Annotated in this window: 15 protein-coding genes and 2 tRNA genes; 6 read left to right on the forward strand and 11 right to left on the reverse strand. The window is 53.8% G+C overall.

Going from position 1 to position 22,139, the window contains the following annotated elements:
* Positions 1–6: 6 nt before the first annotated feature.
* From NNL38_RS18285 to NNL38_RS18295, 3 genes are read left to right on the forward strand one after another with little or no spacing between them, the layout of a single operon-like run.
* A complete protein-coding gene (locus tag NNL38_RS18285) occupies positions 7–459 on the forward strand; it encodes a hypothetical protein (protein WP_255391874.1) in 453 nt (150 codons plus the stop codon).
* Positions 456–2,246 carry a dynamin family protein gene (locus tag NNL38_RS18290; RefSeq protein ID WP_255391875.1) on the forward strand — a complete coding sequence of 597 codons (1,791 nt, stop codon included), beginning with the start codon at positions 456–458 and terminating at the stop codon, positions 2,244–2,246. Before NNL38_RS18285 ends, NNL38_RS18290 begins: the two co-directional genes overlap by 4 nt.
* On the forward strand, positions 2,239–3,837 hold the full coding sequence (locus NNL38_RS18295; RefSeq protein ID WP_255391876.1) for a GTPase: 1,599 nt from the start codon (positions 2,239–2,241) through the stop codon (positions 3,835–3,837). Before NNL38_RS18290 ends, NNL38_RS18295 begins: the two co-directional genes overlap by 8 nt.
* 180 nt (positions 3,838–4,017) lie before the next feature.
* On the opposite strand, the gene NNL38_RS18300 is transcribed toward NNL38_RS18295, so the two are convergent.
* Entirely contained in the window at positions 4,018–4,935 is a 918-nt protein-coding gene (locus tag NNL38_RS18300) for a LysR family transcriptional regulator (RefSeq protein WP_255391877.1), read from the reverse strand.
* A 204-nt stretch (positions 4,936–5,139) separates the two neighbouring features.
* Between NNL38_RS18300 and NNL38_RS18305 the strand changes: the two genes are divergently transcribed.
* The 3 genes from NNL38_RS18305 to NNL38_RS18315 all read left to right on the forward strand — a co-directional run bounded on the left by NNL38_RS18305 (position 5,140) and on the right by NNL38_RS18315 (position 7,699).
* Positions 5,140–6,066: an NADP-dependent oxidoreductase gene (locus NNL38_RS18305; protein WP_255391878.1), complete on the forward strand. Its 927-nt coding sequence runs from the start codon at positions 5,140–5,142 to the stop codon at positions 6,064–6,066.
* A 248-nt stretch (positions 6,067–6,314) separates the two neighbouring features.
* Positions 6,315–6,701 (forward strand): DUF6627 family protein, encoded by a 387-nt coding sequence (locus NNL38_RS18310; RefSeq protein ID WP_255391879.1) that lies wholly within the window; start codon positions 6,315–6,317, stop codon positions 6,699–6,701.
* Positions 6,702–6,757: 56 nt separating this feature from the next.
* A complete protein-coding gene (locus tag NNL38_RS18315) occupies positions 6,758–7,699 on the forward strand; it encodes a PA2778 family cysteine peptidase (RefSeq protein ID WP_255391880.1) in 942 nt (313 codons plus the stop codon).
* A 204-nt stretch (positions 7,700–7,903) separates the two neighbouring features.
* Here the strand turns inward: NNL38_RS18315 and NNL38_RS18325 are convergent, their stop codons facing one another.
* The 10 genes from NNL38_RS18325 to NNL38_RS18370 form a co-directional block, all read right to left on the reverse strand.
* On the reverse strand, positions 7,904–8,521 hold the full coding sequence (locus NNL38_RS18325; RefSeq protein ID WP_255391881.1) for a LysE family translocator: 618 nt from the start codon (positions 8,519–8,521) through the stop codon (positions 7,904–7,906).
* 129 nt (positions 8,522–8,650) lie between these two features.
* The gene (locus tag NNL38_RS18330) at positions 8,651–10,705 is read right to left on the reverse strand and encodes a PhoX family protein (protein ID WP_255391882.1); all 2,055 of its coding nucleotides are present in this window, start codon (positions 10,703–10,705) and stop codon (positions 8,651–8,653) included.
* Positions 10,706–10,907: 202 nt separating this feature from the next.
* Positions 10,908–11,693, reverse strand: coding sequence for a heparin lyase I family protein (locus NNL38_RS18335; RefSeq protein WP_255391883.1), 786 nt, complete (start codon positions 11,691–11,693; stop codon positions 10,908–10,910).
* A gap of 168 nt (positions 11,694–11,861) precedes the next feature.
* Complete coding sequence (locus NNL38_RS18340; RefSeq protein ID WP_255391884.1) at positions 11,862–12,326, reverse strand: ASCH domain-containing protein; 465 nt, start codon at positions 12,324–12,326, stop codon at positions 11,862–11,864.
* A gap of 158 nt (positions 12,327–12,484) precedes the next feature.
* Entirely contained in the window at positions 12,485–13,108 is a 624-nt protein-coding gene (locus NNL38_RS18345) for a glutathione S-transferase family protein (protein WP_255391885.1), read from the reverse strand.
* Positions 13,109–13,301: 193 nt separating this feature from the next.
* Positions 13,302–13,922 carry a plasmid pRiA4b ORF-3 family protein gene (locus tag NNL38_RS18350; RefSeq protein WP_255391886.1) on the reverse strand — a complete coding sequence of 207 codons (621 nt, stop codon included), beginning with the start codon at positions 13,920–13,922 and terminating at the stop codon, positions 13,302–13,304.
* 208 nt (positions 13,923–14,130) lie between these two features.
* The gene (gene pulA / locus NNL38_RS18355) at positions 14,131–20,250 is read right to left on the reverse strand and encodes a pullulanase-type alpha-1,6-glucosidase (RefSeq protein ID WP_255391887.1); all 6,120 of its coding nucleotides are present in this window, start codon (positions 20,248–20,250) and stop codon (positions 14,131–14,133) included.
* A gap of 624 nt (positions 20,251–20,874) precedes the next feature.
* A tRNA-Asp gene (locus NNL38_RS18360) sits at positions 20,875–20,951 on the reverse strand.
* A 41-nt stretch (positions 20,952–20,992) separates the two neighbouring features.
* A tRNA-Ser gene (locus tag NNL38_RS18365) sits at positions 20,993–21,083 on the reverse strand.
* A gap of 109 nt (positions 21,084–21,192) precedes the next feature.
* On the reverse strand, positions 21,193–22,053 hold the full coding sequence (locus tag NNL38_RS18370; protein ID WP_255391888.1) for a LysR family transcriptional regulator: 861 nt from the start codon (positions 22,051–22,053) through the stop codon (positions 21,193–21,195).
* Positions 22,054–22,139 lie beyond the last annotated feature (86 nt).

Below are 22,139 nucleotides of genomic sequence, written 5' to 3' on the forward strand. Positions count from 1 at the left end.
GTCGATATGTGGTGGTTAGCAGCACCGGTCGCCATCTGGGCCGGTAAAAAAATCTATGATGCAGTGTCGGAAGACAGCAGCTCTTCTACTTACACTTACAGCGATAACAGCGCGGAGAAAACGCGTCGGGCTCAGCAGGAACAAGCTGAAAAAGATCGGCAAGCCCGCAAAAGACGCATGAGAGAGCATCTCCACAAGGTCAAGAATGCCGAACTGGAAGCCATCAGTCAGGAATTTCTCGCCGTGCCCATCAATCCTCACGACGATTATATCCATGTCGTCAACAAGTTCTGCAAACAGGAAATTCGGGGAATACACAGCGCAACCAAGGCCCTGTCACTGTTCGATCGCGATCAGGTGCAACTGAAGTCGTTCACCGAATCCAAAGAAACGCAGAAGCAGGAGCTAGCATCCCTGGATGAACTGGAGACGCTGTTGAAGGAACTCAATCAATCATGACCTCGTTAACAACCCATCAGGCGTTTTACCAGCGCACCACAGCCCTGGCCAAAGAACTGGCTGCCATTGAAAGCGAAGCAAAGCAACAGGAACAGCAGCTACTGGATCGCATTGCTAAAGTCGTCCGCTGTGTGGATCAGGCATCGGCGGTCCAGGCCAAGGCAACTTCAGCCATCGCGCGAGCGGTGCAAAGCAACCTGACGGATATCCGCCAGGTGATCACCGCATGGCAGAAGAAAGTCAGCAGTTACGAAACCGGCCTCTCCTTTCGCCAAAAATACGGTGACTCCCTGCTGATATTTGTCTATGGCAAAGTTAAAGCCGGAAAAAGCTCACTGGGCAATTATATGGCAACCGGCCGGGGTGAACCGGATGCTGCCTGGCTGGACGCAGTCGCGGCACAGCTGCATCGGCCTGAATTCTTCTCAGAAGAAATTAATCTGGCGTTTGATGAGGCCATCAATCACGAGGAAGGATTCCAGATCGGCTCCCAAGAGACCACCAGTTGTATTCAGGGCTTTCAGGTACCCGGCATGACCTGGGTGGACTCTCCGGGCCTGCATTCAACCCACGGTGAAAACGGCGATCTGGCGCAGAAGTACGTGGAAAGTGCCGATTTGATTATCTATCCCATGAATTCCGCACAACCGGGTCGTCAAACTGACCTGCACGAGCTGGAGTCCTTGCTGAAAGCCGGTAAGCGTATCTTGTTGCTCATCACGCGGTGCGATACGCTCGAATATGATTTGGATGACGACACTCAGGAAATGGTCAAAACCCTAGTGATGAAACCTGAGCAGAATCGCCGCGATCAAGAAGCGCATGTCCAGAATGAACTCGACAAACTGTGCGCGAATCTGGCGCTCAAGAACGTCGATACCTCAGCATTAACGGTGTCCGTCAGCTTTGCCGAATCACAGGGAAACAGTGAAGCCGCCATGGATGCTTCCGGGCTGAATACCTTATTCAGCAAACTGGCAGCAGTCATCGACTCCGAAGGGATGGCCCTGAAAAAACAGGTACCACACCAGAATCTCCAGGCGTTTTATCGCGCGCTGCTGGAAGACGAAAACGAGCTGAGCATCACCCGACTGATCCAGCCGCTGCACAACGCGCTCAGTGAAATCACAGCACAGGAAACTCAGCTTGAGACCCTCACGGAGCAGCAGTTAGTCAAAATTCAAGCCTTGTTTGCCGCAGAGGTTGACGCCCAAGTCGAACAGTTCGCTGACAGCCAGGATCTCAAATCGCTGGATAAAGCCCTGAAAAACTGGATAGAGCAAGCCATCGACCAACACTACCGACCGAAACTGGCGCAACTTTGCCAGAAAGCGTTGGATGCCATGGCAGATTTGCCACAGGAGATGAACTTGTGCGAGGGCTTATCATTCAGCGATACAACTCGCCAAATTGAAATTGATATCACCCGCAAGCGGGCGGCCGTGGGTGGCGGTGTCGGCTCGGTGATTGGAGGAATTGTCGGCGGGATGATCGGCGGCCCGGTCGGGGTTGCCATTGGCGGTACCGCAGGCAGTCTGATCGGCGGCGCCGGCGGTAAACTCCTCACCAGCACTAAGACCAGGGATGTGGTATGCGGCGATAACCGGGAAGAAATTAAAGATGCCTTGCTGACCAGCGGCGAGACATGGATTGCGGAAACCCTGCGTGCGCATCAGGTCCATGCACGGCGCAACGTCTTTACCCCGGTGCGGGCGGCATTGACACTGATTTATGACGAAACCCTGAGTTTGCAACATTACATTGAAGGACAAAGAAAAGATGTTTGAACACTTTCATACGGTGCGTACCGTATTTAATGCCTGCCAGAGCCAGTTAACGGCTTACGTCGAGCCCGAGAAAGTGACGGCACTGGGCGCAGAAATCGAGGAAAGAGCCGCGAACTGTCAGCCGATCGTCATGGTGTATGGCGTCTATAACGCCGGAAAGAGTACCCTACTCAACGCCCTAATCGGACGCGAGGAAGCCGAAGTCGGCGATATTCCGAAAACCGATCGGGTCGATGCCTATCAAGTGGGCGATGTTCAGATCCTGGACACCCCCGGCATTGATGCGCCGATCGAGCATGAAGCCGTCAGCCGCGAACAACTGAAAAAGTCAGATGCGGTGATTTTTGTCCTGAGCAGCGACGGCGTGCTGGAAGAGCAACAGACCTATGAAGAAATCGGGAAAATTCTGGCATCCGGTAAACCCCTGCTCGTCGTCATCAACAACAAAAGTGGTTATCAGGACAGTGATCCGGATTATGTCGCCCTGAAAGAGAAGTTTCGCACTAACCTGTATCAGCATTTTGCCGAAAACGAGCCCCTGCTGGCTCGCCTGAATAACACCCCGGACTTCCTGGTCAATGCTGATCTGGCTTTGAAAGGCAAACTCACCGGCAAAACGAAACTGGTCAAATTCAGCCAAATCGAAGCCCTGGAAAAAGCCGTCGCCCGGCTGTTTAAAGAGACCGATAGTGCCCGTGTCGCATCGACATTGGCTTATCAGTTAAGCGAGCTATTGGAGGAAGCCATCGGCAAGGCGCAGGGACAAGCGGCGCAACATGAATTGCAGCAGCTGGAAGCCCTGATCACCAGCTTCGCCGATGCCAGAAGTACAGTGTTCGATAAAGTCAAAGCCCGGTCTGAAAAGGCAAAGCCCGGCTTCAAGACTGAACTGGTCTCTTTGTTTGAAGACGGTCGGTCCGATGCCGTTGAGCCAGTGCTGACAGCCTGGCAAAACGATCTGGGAGATTATTTCGATTATCAATTGCAACGTGCCGCTAAAAAGCTGGACGCTGAGGCCGCAGAAGTGGCGAAAATATTCCGAAACTCGCCATCTTATGCCGAGAGTTTTCACGATGACGATAACGCACAAGCTGAAAACGGCTCCGGCTTCACCGAGCTGTTAAAGGGGCTGGCGATCAAAGGCGGCAGAGCCGGCGTCAGCGATGAGCTCATGAAAGAAGGGATTATCTACGCTCTCAAACAAGGGAAATCCTTGGCCCCTGAAATCTTTAAAGGGATCGGCAAGAAAACCATGGAAAAAATGGCCAGTAAAGTCGTTCCTTTTATCGGCCCGGCAATCGACGTGCTTGTGGCGATTTATGACTACCTCAAGGCCAGAGAGCAAGAACAAGAGGAAATGCGTCAGGCGCAGCAGCGTTCTGAGCGGATCCGGCTGCATGTGACAACTATGGTCGAGGAACTCTACGACGACTTCTATGAGCGAACCTGCGATACGTTAGAAGATACTTTCGAACCCATGACCTTGAGCCTGGAAAACAGCCTTCGCGAGCTGTCAGCCCAAGTCGGCGGGGTTGAATCGGATCTTCGTACTTTAAAACGCGCCTTGGTGCAACTGAAGCAACCGGTGTGATCCCAATAGCTTGCGGCATAGATTCACGCCACAGCGCGGCGACAGTTTCGGTTTCCGATGGCTCAAATGGGCCGTTCGTAAAACTTGAGACTGCTGGTTTACTTGGTTGCATATTGCTTTCCATCCCTGTACCTATGCCGCGAGTGATTCAACCGAAACGGCTCACTAAAATGTTCTCAACTAGGGCACATAATTGAGCACCGGCCGCATGGCTTCGATGATCTCCAGTACCTGCTGGCGCAGCCAGCGCACACCGGGATCTGCTTCGGAGCGGATATGATAAGCCAGGCTGATCGGTGCCGGCGGTACATCCAGCGGCAATGGCTGGCTAATCAGATCCCCGGCGGCAATGTCATGATAGGCCACCGGATAAGGCAGCACACAGAGCAAATCAGTTTGCTTGATCAGATCGATTGCCGCAGCAAAGCTGTTCACCGTCATCGCGATACGTCGCTGCATCTGATGCTTTGCCAGGGCTGAGCAAACCACACTTCCGGTATTGCCGGACAGCGATACCATCAGATGCTCAGCGCCAGCGAGGGCTTCAAGCGACGGGGCGGTTTGGGCGAGCGGATGCGCCGGTCGCATCAGACAGGTGAAGCGGTTATCAAACAGGTGCTGGCGAACAATCTTGCGGTTCTGGCTCTCATAATAATCCACCACCAAATCGACTTCGGCGTCGACCAGCAGTGATTCCCCGTTGCCGCGAAACGGCATGGCGTACAAATTCACCTTCGGCGCCTGCTGCTCAATCCGCTGGCGTAGCGGCAGCCAGAGCATTCGGCTCATCCCGTCGGTCAAGGCGATGCGAAACGTGCGCTCACTGCTGGCAGGATCAAACCGCTGCTCGCTGGTTGCATCGACCAAAGTTTGGATCGCAGGGCGCACTTCCTGCCACAACACTTCCGCTCTCGGGGTTGGCTTGATCCCTCGCCCATCGCGAACAAAGAGTGGGTCTTTCCAGGCATAACGCATCCTAGAAATCGCTTTCGAGACGGAAGGCTGCGTCAGTGCCAGTCGATCCGCCGCTGCCGTCACCGATTGTTCCGCCATAATGGCATCAAAAATCACCAGCAGATTAATATCAAGTTTGGCCATCTTCCCTCAACTTCCTTTGATTCCTTGCTCACCATGCTCGCTACAGTGCTTTCACCCTTTAGCGCATTAACACACTGAAACGATATCGCCACTCAGCGGCTCACTCATTCCCAAATGGAATGATATCTATATCAACCATCAATTTTACGACATAACTATATAAGAACATAATGACTGTAAGCCAAACAAATGAGGAAAAACAAGATGAAAGCAATCGTGATTGAGCAATACGGACCAGCCGACCAACTCAGCATCAGCCAGATCACTGCCCCGAAACCCGAAGACGGCCAGGTGCGAATCCAGGTCAAAGCCGCCGGCGTGAATCCGGTCGATACCATGGTCCGGGCCGGGATGCTGGAGAGCTTTTTCTCCCTGCCCCTGACTGCCGGTTGGGATGTTGCCGGTGTGGTGCTGGAGACTGCAGGCGACAGCCACGGGCTGCAAGTCGGCGATGAAGTAATGGCAATGATCCCGATCGGCCAGCCGGGCGCTTATGCCGAGCAGGTGATTATCGACAGCGCATTGGTGGTGAAAAAGCCCCAAAACCTGAGCTTTGAACAAGCCGCCGGAACACCCATGGTGTCCCTGACCGCCTGGCAGGCCATTCATGACCTGGGCCAGGTCTCTTCCGGGCAAACCGTGTTGATCCACGGCGGCTCCAGTGCGGTCGGCGCCTTCGCGGTTCAGTACGCCAAGCTGGCCGGTGCCCGTGTGATTGCCACCGCTTCGGCTCCGAATCACCCTTATCTGCGTGAACTGGGCGCCGATCAGTGCATCGATTATCGCAGCGAGCAGTTTGAAGCCATGGTCAGCGATATCGATCTCGTTGTTGCCGCCATCGGCGAAGAAGGTCTTCTGGAGCGTTCGCTCAAGGTCATCAAATCCGGCGGCAAGCTGGTCTCGACGCTTAGTGAAATTGCCCCTGAAATCGCCCAGGCCAGCGGCGTCACATTCCAGCGGGTCTGGGTCACCCCGGATCACAGCAAACTGGCCCACATTGCCAACTTACTCAGCGACGGTCAGCTATCACTGAAAATCGATTCTGTCTTTCCCCTTGAACAAGCCGCGCAGGCCCACCAGCGAAGCGAGTCCAGACGCGCGGTGGGGAAAATCATCCTGACCATAGCTTAATCAGCACCAGAGAATCGCCAGTCCGCCCCCACCAGCCCGCCCGGCGGGCCTGGTGACATCCACCCGGTCGACTTGCTCCACTGCTCTGCTGGCCGACTATCCGGGTCGCTATATCGGACGACCGCACAGCAACACGGAGCAACATGTCCCCGGAGTTATATAGGAAATTTCCGGCATGGAGCAGACAAATCATTGCCCTTTTCTATACTTAGGGAATTCTCTTGAATGTTGACAGAGGAAGCCCGCACATGAAAAAGCCCGCAAAAATACTGACAACGGCCATGATCATGTTGTTCAGCCTGGTACAGATGCCTTTGACGCAGGCGGCAATGATCACTACCGGTGAAGCGATCCAGGCGCAGCAAAGAAATATCGATCGGGACAATCTGCTGTCGATGCTGCAAAAGGATGAGCTGCGCGCTCAGCTGGCGGCGTATGGCGTGGATGCGCAAGCGGCTGCCGAGCGGATCAGTCATATGACTGATGCAGAAATCGCCATGCTCAATGATCACCTGGATGAAATGCCTGCCGGCGAAAGCTTTCTCAGCGTGATCGGACTGATTGTTGTGGTCTTGGTTGTCACGGATCTGATCGGCGCGACGGACGTATTCCCCTTTATCAGGCCCGTCAGTTGACAGCGATCTCCCCTCTCTTCCTGCCCCTGCAGCGTGTCCACATCTGGGGAGTCATCTTGATCTTGCTGTTGCTCTCAGGCTGTAGCACGTCTGGGTCATGGCGCGCGCAAATCAGCCCAGAACTATCGCTACCTGTCAGCGTGACGCTGGATGACACCCCGTTTTTCCCGCAAGACCGTTATCATTGTGGGCCCGCGGCGCTGGCGACGGTATTGAATGCATCGGGTATTGAAACCACTCCCGATGAACTGCTTCCCTACGTTTATCTTCCCGGACGGCAGGGTAGTTTACAGCTGGATATGATCGCCACCACCCGTCGCTTCAAGCGATTGCCGTATAAAGTAGATGCCAGTCTCGCTGCAGTCTTGACTGAAATAGCAAACGGACAGCCCGTGCTGGTGATGCAGAACCTGGGATTAAGCTGGTACCCACAGTGGCACTACGCCGTGCTCATCGGTTATGACCTGAATCAAAATACAGTGACATTGCGCTCAGGCAAAGAGCGGCGCCATGTGATCCCAATCGACACCTTTGAACAAACCTGGGCACGCGCGGGACACTGGGCCATCATGACCGTCAAACCCAATGAGATCCCTGTCACCGCCAACGCATCCGGTTATCTGCGTCTCGTGCACGATTTTGAAACACTGCATCCCGAACAGGCGGTGACCGCCTACCAAACGGCAATCGTTCAATGGCAAGATGAGCCGCTATTATGGCTGGCCTTAGGGAACCTGTATTACCAGCAGAAGCAATTTAAACGCTCAGTCGAAACTTTCAGAGAAGGGCTGGCATACCATCCGCAGCAGGTTCAGCTGTGGAATAACTATGCCTACGGCCTTCGCGCCCGGGGATGTCAGGCCGCGTCACTAAGCGCGATTCAGTGCGCCATTCAAATCAATCCAGCAGATCCGGCGCTCAGGCAAAGCCTCGCAGAATTGCAGGGCTCCGGCATTGAAATGAATCAAGGCTGCCCGGTTTTATCCTGCCCGCAATAATGTCATCGATTCGCAACTTCACAGTGCCGCAATCACAACATCCAGCCCGTGTGTCATCAACCAGGGTAGAAATGCCCCGTAAGGCAGCAGGATCCCTAACAGCGTGAAGATAAGATAAGTTCCTGCCATGTCGACCTCCTTGTCGAAAAAGCGTGGTGATGAAGACCTTGAATCACAACGGCCTTGATTCGCGACTATCCTGATTTACGACTGTCTTGAAAAGAGTAAATTCCCGCCGGAAAACCCGAGAAACAGCGCACAACTGCGGTTAAACAACCGGGCCATACGCGGCCTGGCAAACCAATGGCGCAGGTAAACACCGAAGAGTGCGTAAATCGAGATCGCCAGGAGCTCCAGGACCAAAAAGCTCAGTCCTAACACAAAGAATTGCTCATTGACGTTCAACACCGGATCGACAAACTGGGGCAAAAAGGCAGTAAAAATCAGGATGGCTTTAGGATTCCCGGCAGCCAGCATCATTTCCTGGCGAAACAGCCGAAAGCGGCTTTTCTCTGCCATCACCGGACTCAGCGGCGTTGCTTCCGAGCGCCAGAGCTGCGCCGCAATCCACAGCAGGTAAGCCGCGCCCAACAGCTTGATGGTCAAAAATAGGGTTTCAGAGGTATACAGCACCACCGCCAAACCAGACGCTGCCAGCGCAATCATTCCCACGAACGCCGTCAACCGGCCAAGTCCGGCCATCACCGCGGTCGCAAACCCATAACTACGGGCATTATTCATTGCCAGCAAATTGTTCGGCCCCGGCGTCATATTGAGGGCAAAGCAGGCGGGCAAAAACAGCAATAATTTCATGATTTCCATATCATCTCCTCATCTCCGTGTTTCCTGACGGTGAGACGGGCGCTCTCATCAGGAATGTACAGGCAACTATACACAAAAGAGCCGCTGGATAGACAGCGGCTCTTGAAAAGAGAACAGCGAAAATCTGCGTTATACCGCGAGCTCACCACCATCCTGGCGACGGATCACCACAATCGAAGCCCGGGCACGAACCGTCGTCCCTTCCGGCGTCGCTTCCGCCGCATTATCACTGTATGGCCAGTTCCCCGGGTGCTGGATCGACACAAACATCGAGCGATGATCCGGGCTGATGGTAAACCCGGTCACTTCACAGCCGTTCGGGCCGACAAAGAAACGCTTCAGCTCCCCTTGGTTTTCGGCACTGATGGTTTCCTGCTTACCATCGGCATCCTTCAGGTTCGACGGCACCACCGCCAGCATCTGATCATTGGTGTAGTTTTCTACTTCATCAGCACCGTTATCGGTCTGGATCCAGAGAATACCGCGCGAATCAAAAGCGAGGCCATCCGGGCTGGCGAACTGATTCATCTCATCCAGGCCGGACAGGTTAATATCTTCCGAGGCATCAGCCGCCGAGCCGAAGACGAAGATATCCCAGGTGAAGTCGGTGTGGTTTTCGGCTTCGTCCCAACGGATCACATGGCCAAACTTGTTCATCAAGCGCGGGTTGGCTGGGTTGGTGCCGGTTTCTTCAGTCCGTTTGGTGTTATTGGTCAGGGTCAGGTAAACCGAGCCGGTGATTGGATCGACCGCACACCACTCCGGACGGTCCATCGGTGTCGCACCAACCAAGTCTGCCGCACCGGCGGTATTGAGGATGATCTCAGCCTGCGTGCTGAAATGATCGGCCAGCGTGCCATTATCCTTTGTGATGCCATCCAGCGTCAGCGGCAGCCAGACCCCTTTGCCGTCCGCATCAAATCGCGCGACATACAGGGTGCCATCATTCATGTATTTATCGCCCGTTCCCAGACGATCAACTGAATTGGCATCGGCCGGATCCCACATTTTGTCCGACACGAACTTGTACATATATTCAAAGCGCGAGTCATGGCCTGAATAGAACACCAATGGTTTACCCGCTTCCAGGGTACCAAACGTACAGCCTTCATGACGGAAACGGCCCAGCGCTGTACGTTTCACCGCTCGGGAGTTGGCGCGATATGGGTCAATTTCCACGATATAGCCGTGCCCATTGGCTTCATTGCGATAATCGCTCAGCTCGCTGTCACCGGTTGGGGTGACATCAAAACGGCGGAACTCGTCCAGACGCTCATCCGCGTTACCCGCCAGCGTTTCCCAACGATAGCGTCCGGTCGCATCAACGCCGGATGATATCCCTATCCGATCCTGATCAGCAGTGGTCGCCCCCTGATTAACAAAATAGCCCGGCCAGTTTTCCTCACAGGTCAGATACGTGCCCCAAGGCGTATAACCATTGCCGCAGTTATTCAAGGTGCCACGCGCCTGGCTGCCATCCGGCGAAAACGGGGTCACCACGTGCTTGGTATTAGCCAACGGTCCGGCAATATCCATCGTACTGGCCCCGGTATAACGGCGGTTGCGGGTGTCCTCTTTTACCACCCACTGATCACCTTCAAGGGCGATATGGATGACGCTCACCCCATGGGCAAAAATCTCTTTTCGCACCGCATCGACATCATTGCGGGTGCCATCCGGATTAAAGGTCGCAGCCTTATCCGGATGCAACTCATCCATTTCGATGTATTCATGATTCACGCACAGCAGGCCTTCGGTGGCACTGTCGTTAAGCGGGAAGAAGTGCAGCCCGTCATGGTTCATCCCGACCGCATTGGCCTGATCCATCGCGGTATTGCTGCCGTCATCCTGCCAGGCCTGGGCAATCCCATTCAGTGGCGTGCCCCACGGGGCCAGTACCTGCGCGGTGTACCCTTCGGCAACATGAACCGCATCGGTCAGTGCACCGGGGATCGACTCAAACTTTAAGGTCACAGGTTGGATGGTTTCTCCGCCCTTGGCGATTGTGCTATCCGACGATGAGTTACAACCGGTCAGGCCGAATGCGCCCATCGCCGCCATGGCACTGAGCCCCATCCCGCCCTTGAGGATTTTTCGGCGGGAGACAAACGCATCCAGCACTTCGTCAAAAGAGGTGTTATCACTGCGGTTGTAACGCTTGGGATCAAAGACTGCCTTGCTCATTTACTTTCCTTGGCTATTAAGTTGTTGTTTTAAAAGCGCCTATCCTGAAGTAAATGTGTGACGAAATGATTGATGTTTGATGAAGAAAATATGCACATATGTTTGTATAAAAGATCACCCGAAGACTGCGCTTTCCTGAAATGAAAAAGCCGCTGGGATCCCAGCGGATCAGTACTATTGATGACAGCGATTTCAAACGATGCTATTGCAAGATTTCCGGCTGGATCTCTGCTCTCGAATCACCGGCTGCAACATTACGGTAATAAACAACCTGTGTCGGGACGGTGTCCGTCTTGTGGTACCGCAGATGACGGGAAACAAAAGTACGGTACACCCCATATTTAAAATAGGCCCGATTTTTCTCCAATGTCCGGCCATGGAACTTCACTTTCAGCTCGTTATTGACCCAGACATAAAAAATTCCGTCATAATCACGCGACCATTTTGCATGCACTTCAATGCGGTGCCACTTACCGCGAAGATCTTCTTCTTTCAGCAGTTCCCACATCGTATCGGTTTCCCCGCCGACCTGATAATCCAAGTGGTAGCCGCCCTTGGTAATTTGTTCGGTGAACTTATGGTAGGCTTGATTCTGAAACATAAAGATCGGCGGGGCTTTTTCTTGGTGAAACTGTCCCAGAGCTGTCTTTGTCGGGTAGATATTCGAATAATCTTCAGGGAAATACACTTCCCAAGCGTACCAAATTTCATCCCCATGCGAAGCTCGCCGGGTTTTCTGGCTAAGTTCACTACGTTCCCGGTCATAATGGCAATCATCCCAATCTTTATCTCGGGAACAATCCCCGCTACGCACTTCAAACCGCTCTACCGGCTTCAAATTATTCGGATCCAGCGGATCTGCAACTAAGGTATAACCGTAACTCTTGTCGTTGAGCGAGCGCTGAAAACTGCCGAAATCTCCCCGGTCGACCGACGAGCATCCTGCCAGCATGATCAGCGTCAGACACGCACCACTAAAATTTTTCATGAAGTTGAGTCCCTGTTTGTGATTTAACAGGTATTTAACCACAGCAGGAACAAGCTTCAACGCAAAATAATGCTAAGCGTCAATGTCAGCTGACGCCCCCTTCAAGAGTTGTAACGTATCCATCTGAAATGCATAAAGAACCAATCACGAAGAGAGCGATGAAGAATATTACGAATAGACCACCTGAAAGCGCTCTAACACCAGAACCATCTGCTCAGAAGGTTCGATGCCGACCTCATCACATTCTACCGAGAAAAAATCCCAGTGGGCTTTGCGCCACCACACCAGGCTGAGATCGCCTTCTCCTTCGGCGCGGGCAAAGTCTTCGTTCACGTCTTCAAACCGGCACTCGCTGACAGAAGTAATTTCAATGATTGCCTTCGGGTTGCCGTGCCAGTCAGTCACCACCTGAAGGTGCCCGACCTGCGGCATGGTTTCGCCACCGTCTTCGTACCAGTATTTCATACTACATGTTGCCGTTTTCTCACCGCTGGCGACCAATTCGGCGCAGAGATTGGCATTGATTTCATCGGCGCAGAAATAATCCGCACTGAACGAGGGATGGCGTTGCCGATCTGCTTCAGACAGCGTGTTGAGGTAGGTGTCGAGATACTGCTGTGCTTTTGCTTCCATGTCATGTGATTCCTGAGTTGTACATTGATCAACCCCGAAGGCTATCACAACCCGCAGTCATATCGATATATTTCCTTTAATAACAGTGAGATAGAAATCATCAAGCGCGAGAGGATACGTCCGGGAACAACATATTCCCGGACGTGGGCAACATATACTTATCCAGCGTTGTATTGCTGTTCCAGCGCATTGGCTCGCTGATAACCCGGATGTGCGCTCAGCATCTCGCCATAGTGCTGAATATTCGGGAACTGCTTGCCCAAACCGTACATCTGAACCAACTCAACGATGAAAGACATCATGATATCTGCCCCGGTCAGGCGCGCTTCCACCAGGTAGCTTTTTCCGGCCAGGTAATCGTTGAAATAACTCAGGATCTTCATGGTTTCTGCATCCGCGTAATCGGCCAGGAAGTTCATTTTTGCGCCATCTTTAGCCACGAACATCTTGAGCAAGAGCGGCAAAATGGCCGAACTTTCTGCAAAATGCAGCCATTGCAGATACTCGGTATACGCCTGAGTCCCACGCTTTGGCGCCAGTGTTTCCGCACCGTATTTATCAATCAGATACTCAGTGATTGCCCCAGATTCAGTGATCACCTGCCCCGCATCTTCAATCACCGGCGCTTTGCCCAACGGATGGATGGTTTTGAGTTCCGGCGGTGCCAGAAATGTCTCGGTATCCCGCTGATACGGAATAATTTCATAGTCCAATTCCAGCGCTTCTAAAAGCCAGATAATCCGTTTTGAGCGAGACTGATTGAGGTGGTGGAGTTTAATCATGTGAATTCCTGTAAAATGCATGGTTGTCGGCAGCACGATATGCCCTACCGTGATATGAACACTGCACCCATTACGTTGCACTTGCGCAATAAGATCAACCCCTGAATAAAAACGGTATTCGAACGGACTCTGAGCAACGCTTCATGGTTCAAAAATCAATTTTTTCAGCTACTTAAATTGCGAATAGGGTCTATCATGGTTCATAAGGCTGATTAAACGCCTTACACCACCGTAAATAAGGATCGGTAAACTTCACCTTTTTGCATTTAAATGATTCCGGCTTATACGGCCAATAATTTTTTGCATGACCTTTCAGCCACTCGACCATATCAGCATAGTCCTCATGTTCTTGATCAGAGAGGACTTCTAACAGATTCTGATATCCGAACATCCCGCCACAATCTTCAGGTGGGCAAGCTCTCTCGCCAATTAAACACTGAGGATAATCAGAGTCCATTGGCGCTAAAAACATCCCAACCAGCATGACTTCATGATGCCAGTTGTCACCAAAGTCATAGATATAATCAATCGTATTTCCTAACGTGGTAAAATATTTTTTGACAGGCAAATCCCATGCAGCGATCAGGCTGTCATCATGCTCTGACTCAGGAAGACCAATGGGCTTGCCTTTCGTTGGCCCTTGCTTTCTCGGTGAGAATGTAAATAGATGGTAATCTAACCAACCCATCGCATCTTGAATTGCGACGTGTAGCTCCCAAAATTGATAATGGTCGGGAACATCTATCTCACGCCAAATCTCAGGCTCACTCCCCGATAATGAAATTCTGAAACGAAGAATCTTTTGATACACCATTCACCCCAAAACCTTAATCATGAATACACCGAGCGGCACCAATTCTGACCACAGCCATTCTCACTGTGCCTCGCTCCCCATCGCTGCCGAAAAGTAACTATGCCATTGATGTACATAGATTTAAACGCCTATCACGACGCCGCACGAATAAAAAATCCCTCGGTGTCAACCGAGGGACTTACTAGCGAAAGCTAATGAACAACGGTACTTATTTCACTTCAAGCAGTCTGCCGGTCAGGGCCGGGACGGTGATCGCCGTTTCCGGTGCCTGCGCGGTGATCACCTCGCCGGTCATCAAATCCACCAGTTCAGTGGCAGGTTTCACCTGATCCATGTTCAGGTTCAGGGTCTGCGGCTCGGTTGAAACGTTCAGCACGTAGACCACCTGCTGCTCGCCCAAGGTTTTCAGGTCGGCATACAGCACTTCGGATTGCGCCAGATTCCGGCGTTCGCCTTTGTACAATGCCGGATTGTCCGCGCGAACCGCCATCAACTGTGTCAGCCATTGCTTCAGATCGGCCTGCTCAGCGCTCAGCGTAATGTCCGTAACGCCGTCGACTTTGGCACTAGAGCGCGCGACATGATCATCACACAGCCCCAGGTTGGCACAGTTCTCAGTCACTTTGGCGGCAAAATCCGGCACTTCATCACCAATCTCATCACCATAGTAAAAGGTGATCGGACCGGACCAGGCAGCCATAAAGCTGAACGCGGCCTTGTGGCGCTGGAAGTACTCGCCTTTGTCGCCCCGCTGGATCAGATCCCCGAAGCGAACCAGATCATGGTTGCCCAGCATCAGGTTCGGCATCGCATGGTACGGGTAATTCGACATCGCATTCCAGAACGCATTCAGCTTGGTCGCATCCCCGGCCGCGCCGGATTCCTCAACCGCCAGAGCCTGCACCAGACCGTAACGCAGCGGGAAGTGGAAGGCAGACGACAAGCCCGGCGCTTCATCCGTCCCGTAGGTGGTGCGGGTGATCTCCTCAGCGCTGCTCCAGGTTTCCCCGACCAGATATCCCAAAGTGCCCCAGGATTTTCCGGCCGCTTTGTTCTGCGCGGCAGCCGCGTCGACCGCTGAGCGGATCTCACGCCACTGCGCCAACGGCAGTTGGTAGGCTTGATCCAGACGCCAGCCATCGATGCCGAATTCCTTGATCCAGTAAGTCGCGACTTCCTGGAAGAACTCAACACTATTACTGTCCGGATAGACCACCAACTGGCCCGGATAACCATCAGCACCGGCTTTCAGCGTCGGCAGTTTTCCGGTCGGGGACGGCTTCACACCGGTAATATTGGTGTGACCGAATACCCCGTCGAGGAAGACATACATGCCTTTGGCGTGCGCCTGATCAATCAGGGTTTTCAGCTGTGCCTTGGTGCCGAAATTCGGATCAACATTGAAGTAGTCACAGGCAAAATAACCGGTTGCATCGAGCTTGAGATCCCCGCCTTCACCGGCACAGGAATCAAACACCGGCGTCAGCCAGATCGCATTGACATTGAGGCTCCGGATGTAATCCAGGCTGTCGATAATGCCCTGCAGATCGCCGCGGTGGTGGGACGAGCCATAACCATCGGTGTAATCCGCCTGGGAGTCACCATCGACAAATGATTCCACCATGATCTGGTAGATCCGCAGATCACAGGCCGGATTTTCACCGCCGTAGCAGGCATAATCCTGCCCGGTAGGTTTCACCGTCAGTGCCGGCTGAGACGTCTCACTGGCATCGAGTTCGAACACCCAGACACCTTGCTCGGTCACGGTCACTTTGACGTTTTCGCCATCAACCTCGAAACTCACTGAACCATCACCTGCAGTCAGCTGCGCATAACCCAGGTTCACAGAACTCCAGTTTTCGCTGGCAATCTTGAACGTATAAACACCCGGCTCGAAATAACGCTCCAGCTTGTATTTACCGTCGCCGATGTACTGCATGGCTTCATCGGCAGACCAACTGTTAAAGCTGCCGCGCACATAAACCACTTCGCTGCCGTACGGCGCTGGCACCACCGGCGCCAGGTTGCCGCCCAGCCCTTCGCCTTGCTTGCCTGCCTGCGGTTTCACGAACACCACTGCGGTCAGGCCGGGAATGGTAAAAGTACCCTCGCTAAAGCTGGCTTGGCCGATTTTGCTATCATCTGAGTTGGCCAGGACCGGATGCAGCTCAAAGCCACTGGTGCCGTCGATGGTGATCGACTGGGCGTTCAGGTTGGCATTCACCGCCACCACCAGCGCCTGATAATCGGCATCGAGATCGGTGCCAGCATCCACGCCGTCATCCACACTCATGACAATCATCCCCGGCGCGGCATTCGGGCCGGTATTGTGGAAACGCACCCGGTTTAGAACTGCCTGTTCATCAATCAGTTTCAGCAATGGCGTGCCAGCGCGGATCTGCAACAACTCCTTGAACCGGGCATCCGTCCAGGCGATTTCCTGCGGCCCTGCCACCGTGTTCGGGTTGGCAATGATCTGCTTGATGGCATCCCAGTTGGCCTGGTCTTTATCCGCTCGCGGCAGCCCGACATTCCAGTTGTTGGTTTGCTTGCTGAAATCAACCCGGTTCACCCAGTCGCCGGAATCATAGCTGTCCCGCGCCATCGATTTAGAACGCAACAGCTCAGAGCCCATATGCAGGAACGGGATCCCCTGCCCCAGCATCACCGGCGCCAGACCGACAATCTGCATCCGCGCCCGATCTTCAACCGAGACATCAGCTGCCGCTTTATACTGGTTGAAGTCCCACAGGGTCTGGTTATCATGCTTGGAAACGTAGTTGATCGACTCCTGCGGATCCAGGGTATAGGCTGCGCCCTGATCGCCGTACTTGAAGTCGCGACCAGAAACCGTCATGCCGCTATAAGTCACCAGCGGATAGGATTGCAGGTTCCCCGCCATACCGTAACGGATCAGATCCATCCGCGACATCAGCGCCGCATCAAACCGATCTCCGGCGTTTGCAAAGCCCGGGGTCTGCAGCAGCGCATCGCCACTGTCGAACGGACCACCGCCGCGTACGCCGTCACGCAAACGGTCATTGTAGGTGCCGATCCCGGTCCCGGCCATCGGCCACTGGGCGGCGTTCTCGCCCCGGGTGCCATTGACAACTTCCCCGAAGTTCCAGCCTTCGCCGTAGAACCAGCTATCCGGATCGACTGATTTCACCGCGTCATAGACTTTTTCCATGCTGGATTTCATCAGATGGCCCATCAGGTCAAAGCGGAAGCCATCAATTTTGTAATCCTGTGCCCACATCACCACGCTGTCGGCGACCAGCTTTTCGAACATCCGGTTCTCTGAAGCGGTGTTGTCACAACAGGTGGAGTTCTCTACCGTGCCACTTTCCGGGTTCAGGCGGTGGTAATAACCGGGAACGGTTTTATCCAGCACCGACTTGTCATACAGGCCCGACGAATACGTGTGGTTGTAGACCACATCCTGCACCACCCGGAAGCCCAGCTCGTGCAGCTTCTGGATCATAGCGCGATACTCTTTAATCCGGGTAATGCCATCACTGGCAACGGCATAACTGCCTTCCGGCGCGCTGTAGTGGAACGGATCATAGCCCCAGTTGAAGCTGTCGAGCGGACGGATATCTGCCATCAGCGCCTGCGCCTGATCTGTTGCCGGATCGGTCTGCTCCAGGAGCTCCAGAATCGTGGTGGTGCGCGGCGTCCCATCCTGACACAAGTTGGCTTTTGGGTTCAATTCACACAGTTTGCCGACCGTATCGTTCAGATCGACCCGTTTTGCTTCATCTTCCGTAATCGAGGCCAGATCGTAGCTTGGCAGCAAATGGACTGTGGTCAGCCCGGCTGCTTTCAATTGCTTGAGATGACTGACGCTGTCGCGATCTTCTTCGGTGAACGCCAGGTACTTGCCGTCATACGCCGGCGTCCCTTTGCTGTCACTGGCACTGAAATCGCGAATATGAACTTCATAGACAATGTTATCCTCCGGGTTCGCCAGAGTCGGAATTACCTGCTCATCCCATCCAGCCGGTTTTGTGGCCGGATCAGACAAATCCACCAACTGCGAATAGCGGCTGTCTGCACTGAGTGACAACGAGTATGGATCTGTGGTGCTCATCCACTCGATCTGGCCGGTTCTCGGATGATAGGCGTTAATCCGATAGCGGTAGAATACATGCTTGAGATCGGCCGTGCCGGTGTAGCGCCAGATCCCGGTCGCCGGGTCTTCCACCAATGCCAGCGGCGAACTCGCCAACGGTGTCTTATCCTCACCATAGAGATACAGCTCGACAACGGTGGCTGTCGGCGCCCACACCGCAAAATGGGCCTGACCGCCCTGTAGCCACGAGCCAAGCCGCGCCTCATCAGCATCCTGTACCCCTGCGGTATACAGCGCATCGACCACCCCCGGGATCTGCACTTTGGTCGCCGCCAGGACTTTGTCGTTATCATCCAGCGCCACCGCAATCAGCTGCTGTTTCAGCAGGGCTTTGGCCTGCGCTGCATCCACATCCAGCGTAAACCCGGTGCGGCCGGTCAGGTGCGGGAAGTCACCATGGTTGGTTGTACCAGCAAGCGTCAGGGGGAACTGCTCAAACTGCGCCGGTTGGTTAATATCGCCATTGCCTTCCGGTTTCGCCCAAAGCTCATAGCGCGCGGCCCCGCTCTGCTGATGCCAGGACAACTCATTGAGAGCCAGCCAATGGGCCGACGCACCGGAGAGCATCACCGGCACTTCGGTCACCGGCTCGTAATACAGGGTGCTGTTACCATCAAAGGTATAAATTTGGTTGCCTTTGGTGAGATCCAGCTGTATATCGTTGCCACCCAGTGCTTTGGTATCCCCTTTATGGAGAATAAAGTTCAGGCAGCTGGCATGCTCGGCCTTCAGCGGCAGGCGATACACAGCCCCGTATTCGCTGCTGATTTCAGAAAGCGGGAAAGGCGTCCCCCAGCTCACCCCGTCCAGGGCGCTGTCAGCAATGCTGTCACAGCTGGCGTTGTTCCATATATGGAGCCCCCAGCCTTCGTAGTTCCCGTCATCACGCTTGTAGTGGATCACCGCTTCGGTGTATTGCGGGGCTGGCTCATCGGTATCAGTGGTATTGTTCGGGCTTTTCGGCTCCGGATCGATACTGTCCGGGATACCGTCGCCATCATCATCACTGGAAGCAAAATCCCCCAGACCGTCACCATTGGTATCCTGGCTTTCAAAGCGATCACGCGGGAACCGGTCCTGTTCGTTATTCGCCCCGTCACCGTCAACATCAATGTCCTCGATATCTGCGACCCTATCCCTATCCAGATCAGCCGGAACTGCGGATGAATCCTGGCTATCAGTACCGAGTCGCGCTTCATCAGCATTCGACCAGCCATCGCCGTCAATATCCTCATCATCCGCGTCGGCGATCCTATCCCCATCAAGATCCGCCGGAGCGGACTTGGCGTCGTACGGGTCGGTGCCGAGGCGCAGCTCATCGGTATCGTTCCAGCCGTCACCGTCATCGTCTAAATCCGCGTGATCGCCAATCTGATCCTGGTCGAAATCCGCACTTTCCAGCGGATCATTCGGGAATGCATCAATCTCATCAGCAACACCGTCGCCATCACTATCGGTCGCCAGCACCGGTTTGCCACCGGCCCCCGGATGAAGCGTTTTCCCGTTCAAATTCGGTGTTTGATTATTCTTGCGCTGCTCAGCGATGGTCTTCCCTAAGGTTTCAGCCCCCTGAGACAAATTCTCCAAATGCTCGGCAACGCTGTTATCTCCCAGCTGTTCCGGCAGCAACTGCGCCAAAGCCCGAGCCGAGTCCGCCAACAGGGTATTTTTCTCCGCGATATAGTCCTGCTCAGGTGCCAGGTCAGGCAGTGCCAGCTCACTGCGCACGGCAGCCAATGCTTCTTCTGCTGTCGCCCCTTCTGCCATTTTCAAACCGATCAGTGTCGTGACCGGACTTATTTTCTGAGAACCCTCTGGTGCCATCATCAGGTAATCCCGGGTCACCGCAACTTCCGGATTATCTTCATCAATCGTCTGCCCTTTCAGCACCCGGGTCATCAGCGGATACTGTGCCGGATCGCCGTTAAACTCGCTCAGATCGAGTGTGGCTCTTCCCTGCTTCCCTGTCAGCGCCTGCGGCTCATTGGCATCTAATTTGAAATTGCGGTTCACATCCAGCCATACCTGCGCTTTTTGCAGATACCCGTCCATGGCCTGAACACTGAGTTCGGTTTGTACCCCGACATTCGGTTGCGGCACATCAGCATTGTTCTGCGTCGCATCATCGCCGCATCCCGCTAGTGCTCCCACCGACGCCAGCGCAACCGCCAGCTTGGTTAGATTTGTTTTCATTGCTATCCCACTGATTGATTGAACATGATTCCGTGAACAAATCGAGGTGATTGCACGCCAAACCCAACCCACAACAACGGATGCCGCGCGCAAATCACCATTTCAAGAAGGGTAAATAAAACTGGGAATGACCCGCCTCACCCCGAACAGTGGCAGCGGGGGGAGGACACGGGAGGCGTAGAAACGAGCGCAATTGATAATCATCACACTTTGTTTGGACAAAGCATTATTTCACTTTCTTATCCGACTACAGAAAAGGGAGAAACATCACAATCGGCGTAAACTCATCGTCAGTTCATGAAAGTTAATGACATTTCTGTGACGATAGGAAGATTTAAAAAAATATGCTGAAAGTCACAGACTCAACGTAAATGAGCTGTCGTGCCCCCCTTCCAGACGAGACAAAGAGACCAAAGGACTCTCAGGAGCGGGAAGCAGATACAAATAAACCTTCATCTTGCGATGAAGGCTTCATGCAGTGGCGGAACGGCCGGGCTGGCGCTCCAGCGGACTCGATGGTCCGGCACTCCGGTGGGGACGCCTAATTCCGCGAAAAAGTGCGCAGCACTTTCGGGAGCGTTAAATACAAAAAACCCCAAACCTTTCGGCTTGGGGTTATTGTAGTGGCGGAGCGGACGGGACTCGAACCCGCGACCCCCGGCGTGACAGGCCGGTATTCTAACCAACTGAACTACCGCTCCAATTCTTTGAGAAATCCGGCAAGTGCCCAACTTCTGAAATGTGGCGGAGAGATAGGGATTTGAACCCTAGATACGCTATTAACGTATGCCGGTTTTCAAGACCGGTGCTTTCAACCACTCAGCCATCTCTCCGTAAGCGGGTTGAATAATATTGAGCAAACTCAATCTTGTAAAGCAGTTTTTTCACGATTTTGCACAGTTGAGCAAGATCTAGGCACAAGAGTGCGACTCAGCGCACTTTTCACACTTCAGCCGAGGTCTGAGACTGACTGGCCGCACGACAAACGTCAATCACCTCAGCGATCAGCGGATCACTTTCCCGGCCCGCTTTAAATGCCAGTCCAATCCGTTTGCTGAGATCGAGCGAAGCCACCTGCCGCAGGACAATCTCCCGCGCCTGACAAATCTCCTGCCAGTCCGGCAGTAGAGCCGCGCCCACCCCTGCCCCCACCAGTGGCCAAGCGTATTCGACAGTCCGGATATTTGCCCGGTGCTGTAGTTTCACCCCGGCTTCGGCCATCATCAGCTTGAGTTTTTCCAACGCATCACACGGGCTACGATGAATAAACGGCAGTCCGTCCAGCTCCTCCAGTGAGATCTGATTTTGCGCTGCCAACGGCCAGGAACGAGGCAGTGCTAACAGGTAATGATCATTCCAGATCGGAACAAATGCTTCACTTTTCGTTGTCGATTGCGACAGAATGATCCTGGCATCACACGGCTCATCCGGATCCACCAGCGTCAGTTCCAGATGCTCGATCTGATTGGTCAGCGCGGTCAGCAAACAACTCATGCGCTGGGCCCCCAACGATCGCATCAGCCCCAGCCTCAAGGGCACCGGTGCCGGACCTTCCCCAAACAAGTTCAGGATTTGCTGCTCGCCCGCACTCATATTTTTGGCCAGCGGATACAGCTTCTCGGCCGCTGCCGTCGGCAATACCCCGCGGGCGTGACGAACAAATAAACTGGTCTCAAGAAGGTGCTCTAACTGCTTGATTGCCGCGGTAATCGAAGGTTGCGACACATAGCACTGGCGCGCCGCACCGCTGACACTGCCCTGCTCGTAAACTGCCTGAAAATACTTTAACGCCCGCAATTCCATTGCCGCTTCCCTGGTTGACCAAGCGAGCCGCCCTTGGGCTCCCGCGTTCCGAATCAATGATATTCGATTGTTGAGGTATAGCTCCT

The organism is Photobacterium atrarenae (assembly GCF_024380015.1).
In the GTDB taxonomy this organism is placed as follows: Bacteria; Pseudomonadota; Gammaproteobacteria; order Enterobacterales; family Vibrionaceae; genus Photobacterium; species Photobacterium atrarenae.

Excerpts from the sequence above, each read along its gene's own strand:
- NNL38_RS18285 (WP_255391874.1), top strand. The coding sequence starts at position 7 with ATGTGGTGGTTAGCAGCACCGGTCGCCATCTGGGCCGGTAAAAAAATC.
- NNL38_RS18290 (WP_255391875.1), top strand. The coding sequence starts at position 456 with ATGACCTCGTTAACAACCCATCAGGCGTTTTACCAGCGCACCACAGCC.
- NNL38_RS18295 (WP_255391876.1), top strand. The coding sequence starts at position 2,239 with ATGTTTGAACACTTTCATACGGTGCGTACCGTATTTAATGCCTGCCAG.
- NNL38_RS18300 (WP_255391877.1), bottom strand. The coding sequence starts at position 4,935 with ATGGCCAAACTTGATATTAATCTGCTGGTGATTTTTGATGCCATTATG.
- NNL38_RS18305 (WP_255391878.1), top strand. The coding sequence starts at position 5,140 with ATGAAAGCAATCGTGATTGAGCAATACGGACCAGCCGACCAACTCAGC.
- NNL38_RS18310 (WP_255391879.1), top strand. The coding sequence starts at position 6,315 with ATGAAAAAGCCCGCAAAAATACTGACAACGGCCATGATCATGTTGTTC.
- NNL38_RS18325 (WP_255391881.1), bottom strand. The coding sequence starts at position 8,521 with ATGGAAATCATGAAATTATTGCTGTTTTTGCCCGCCTGCTTTGCCCTC.
- NNL38_RS18330 (WP_255391882.1), bottom strand. The coding sequence starts at position 10,705 with ATGAGCAAGGCAGTCTTTGATCCCAAGCGTTACAACCGCAGTGATAAC.
- NNL38_RS18335 (WP_255391883.1), bottom strand. The coding sequence starts at position 11,693 with ATGAAAAATTTTAGTGGTGCGTGTCTGACGCTGATCATGCTGGCAGGA.
- NNL38_RS18340 (WP_255391884.1), bottom strand. The coding sequence starts at position 12,326 with ATGGAAGCAAAAGCACAGCAGTATCTCGACACCTACCTCAACACGCTG.
- NNL38_RS18345 (WP_255391885.1), bottom strand. The coding sequence starts at position 13,108 with ATGATTAAACTCCACCACCTCAATCAGTCTCGCTCAAAACGGATTATC.
- NNL38_RS18350 (WP_255391886.1), bottom strand. The coding sequence starts at position 13,922 with ATGGTGTATCAAAAGATTCTTCGTTTCAGAATTTCATTATCGGGGAGT.
- pulA (WP_255391887.1), bottom strand. The coding sequence starts at position 20,250 with ATGAAAACAAATCTAACCAAGCTGGCGGTTGCGCTGGCGTCGGTGGGA.
- NNL38_RS18370 (WP_255391888.1), bottom strand. The coding sequence starts at position 22,053 with ATGGAATTGCGGGCGTTAAAGTATTTTCAGGCAGTTTACGAGCAGGGC.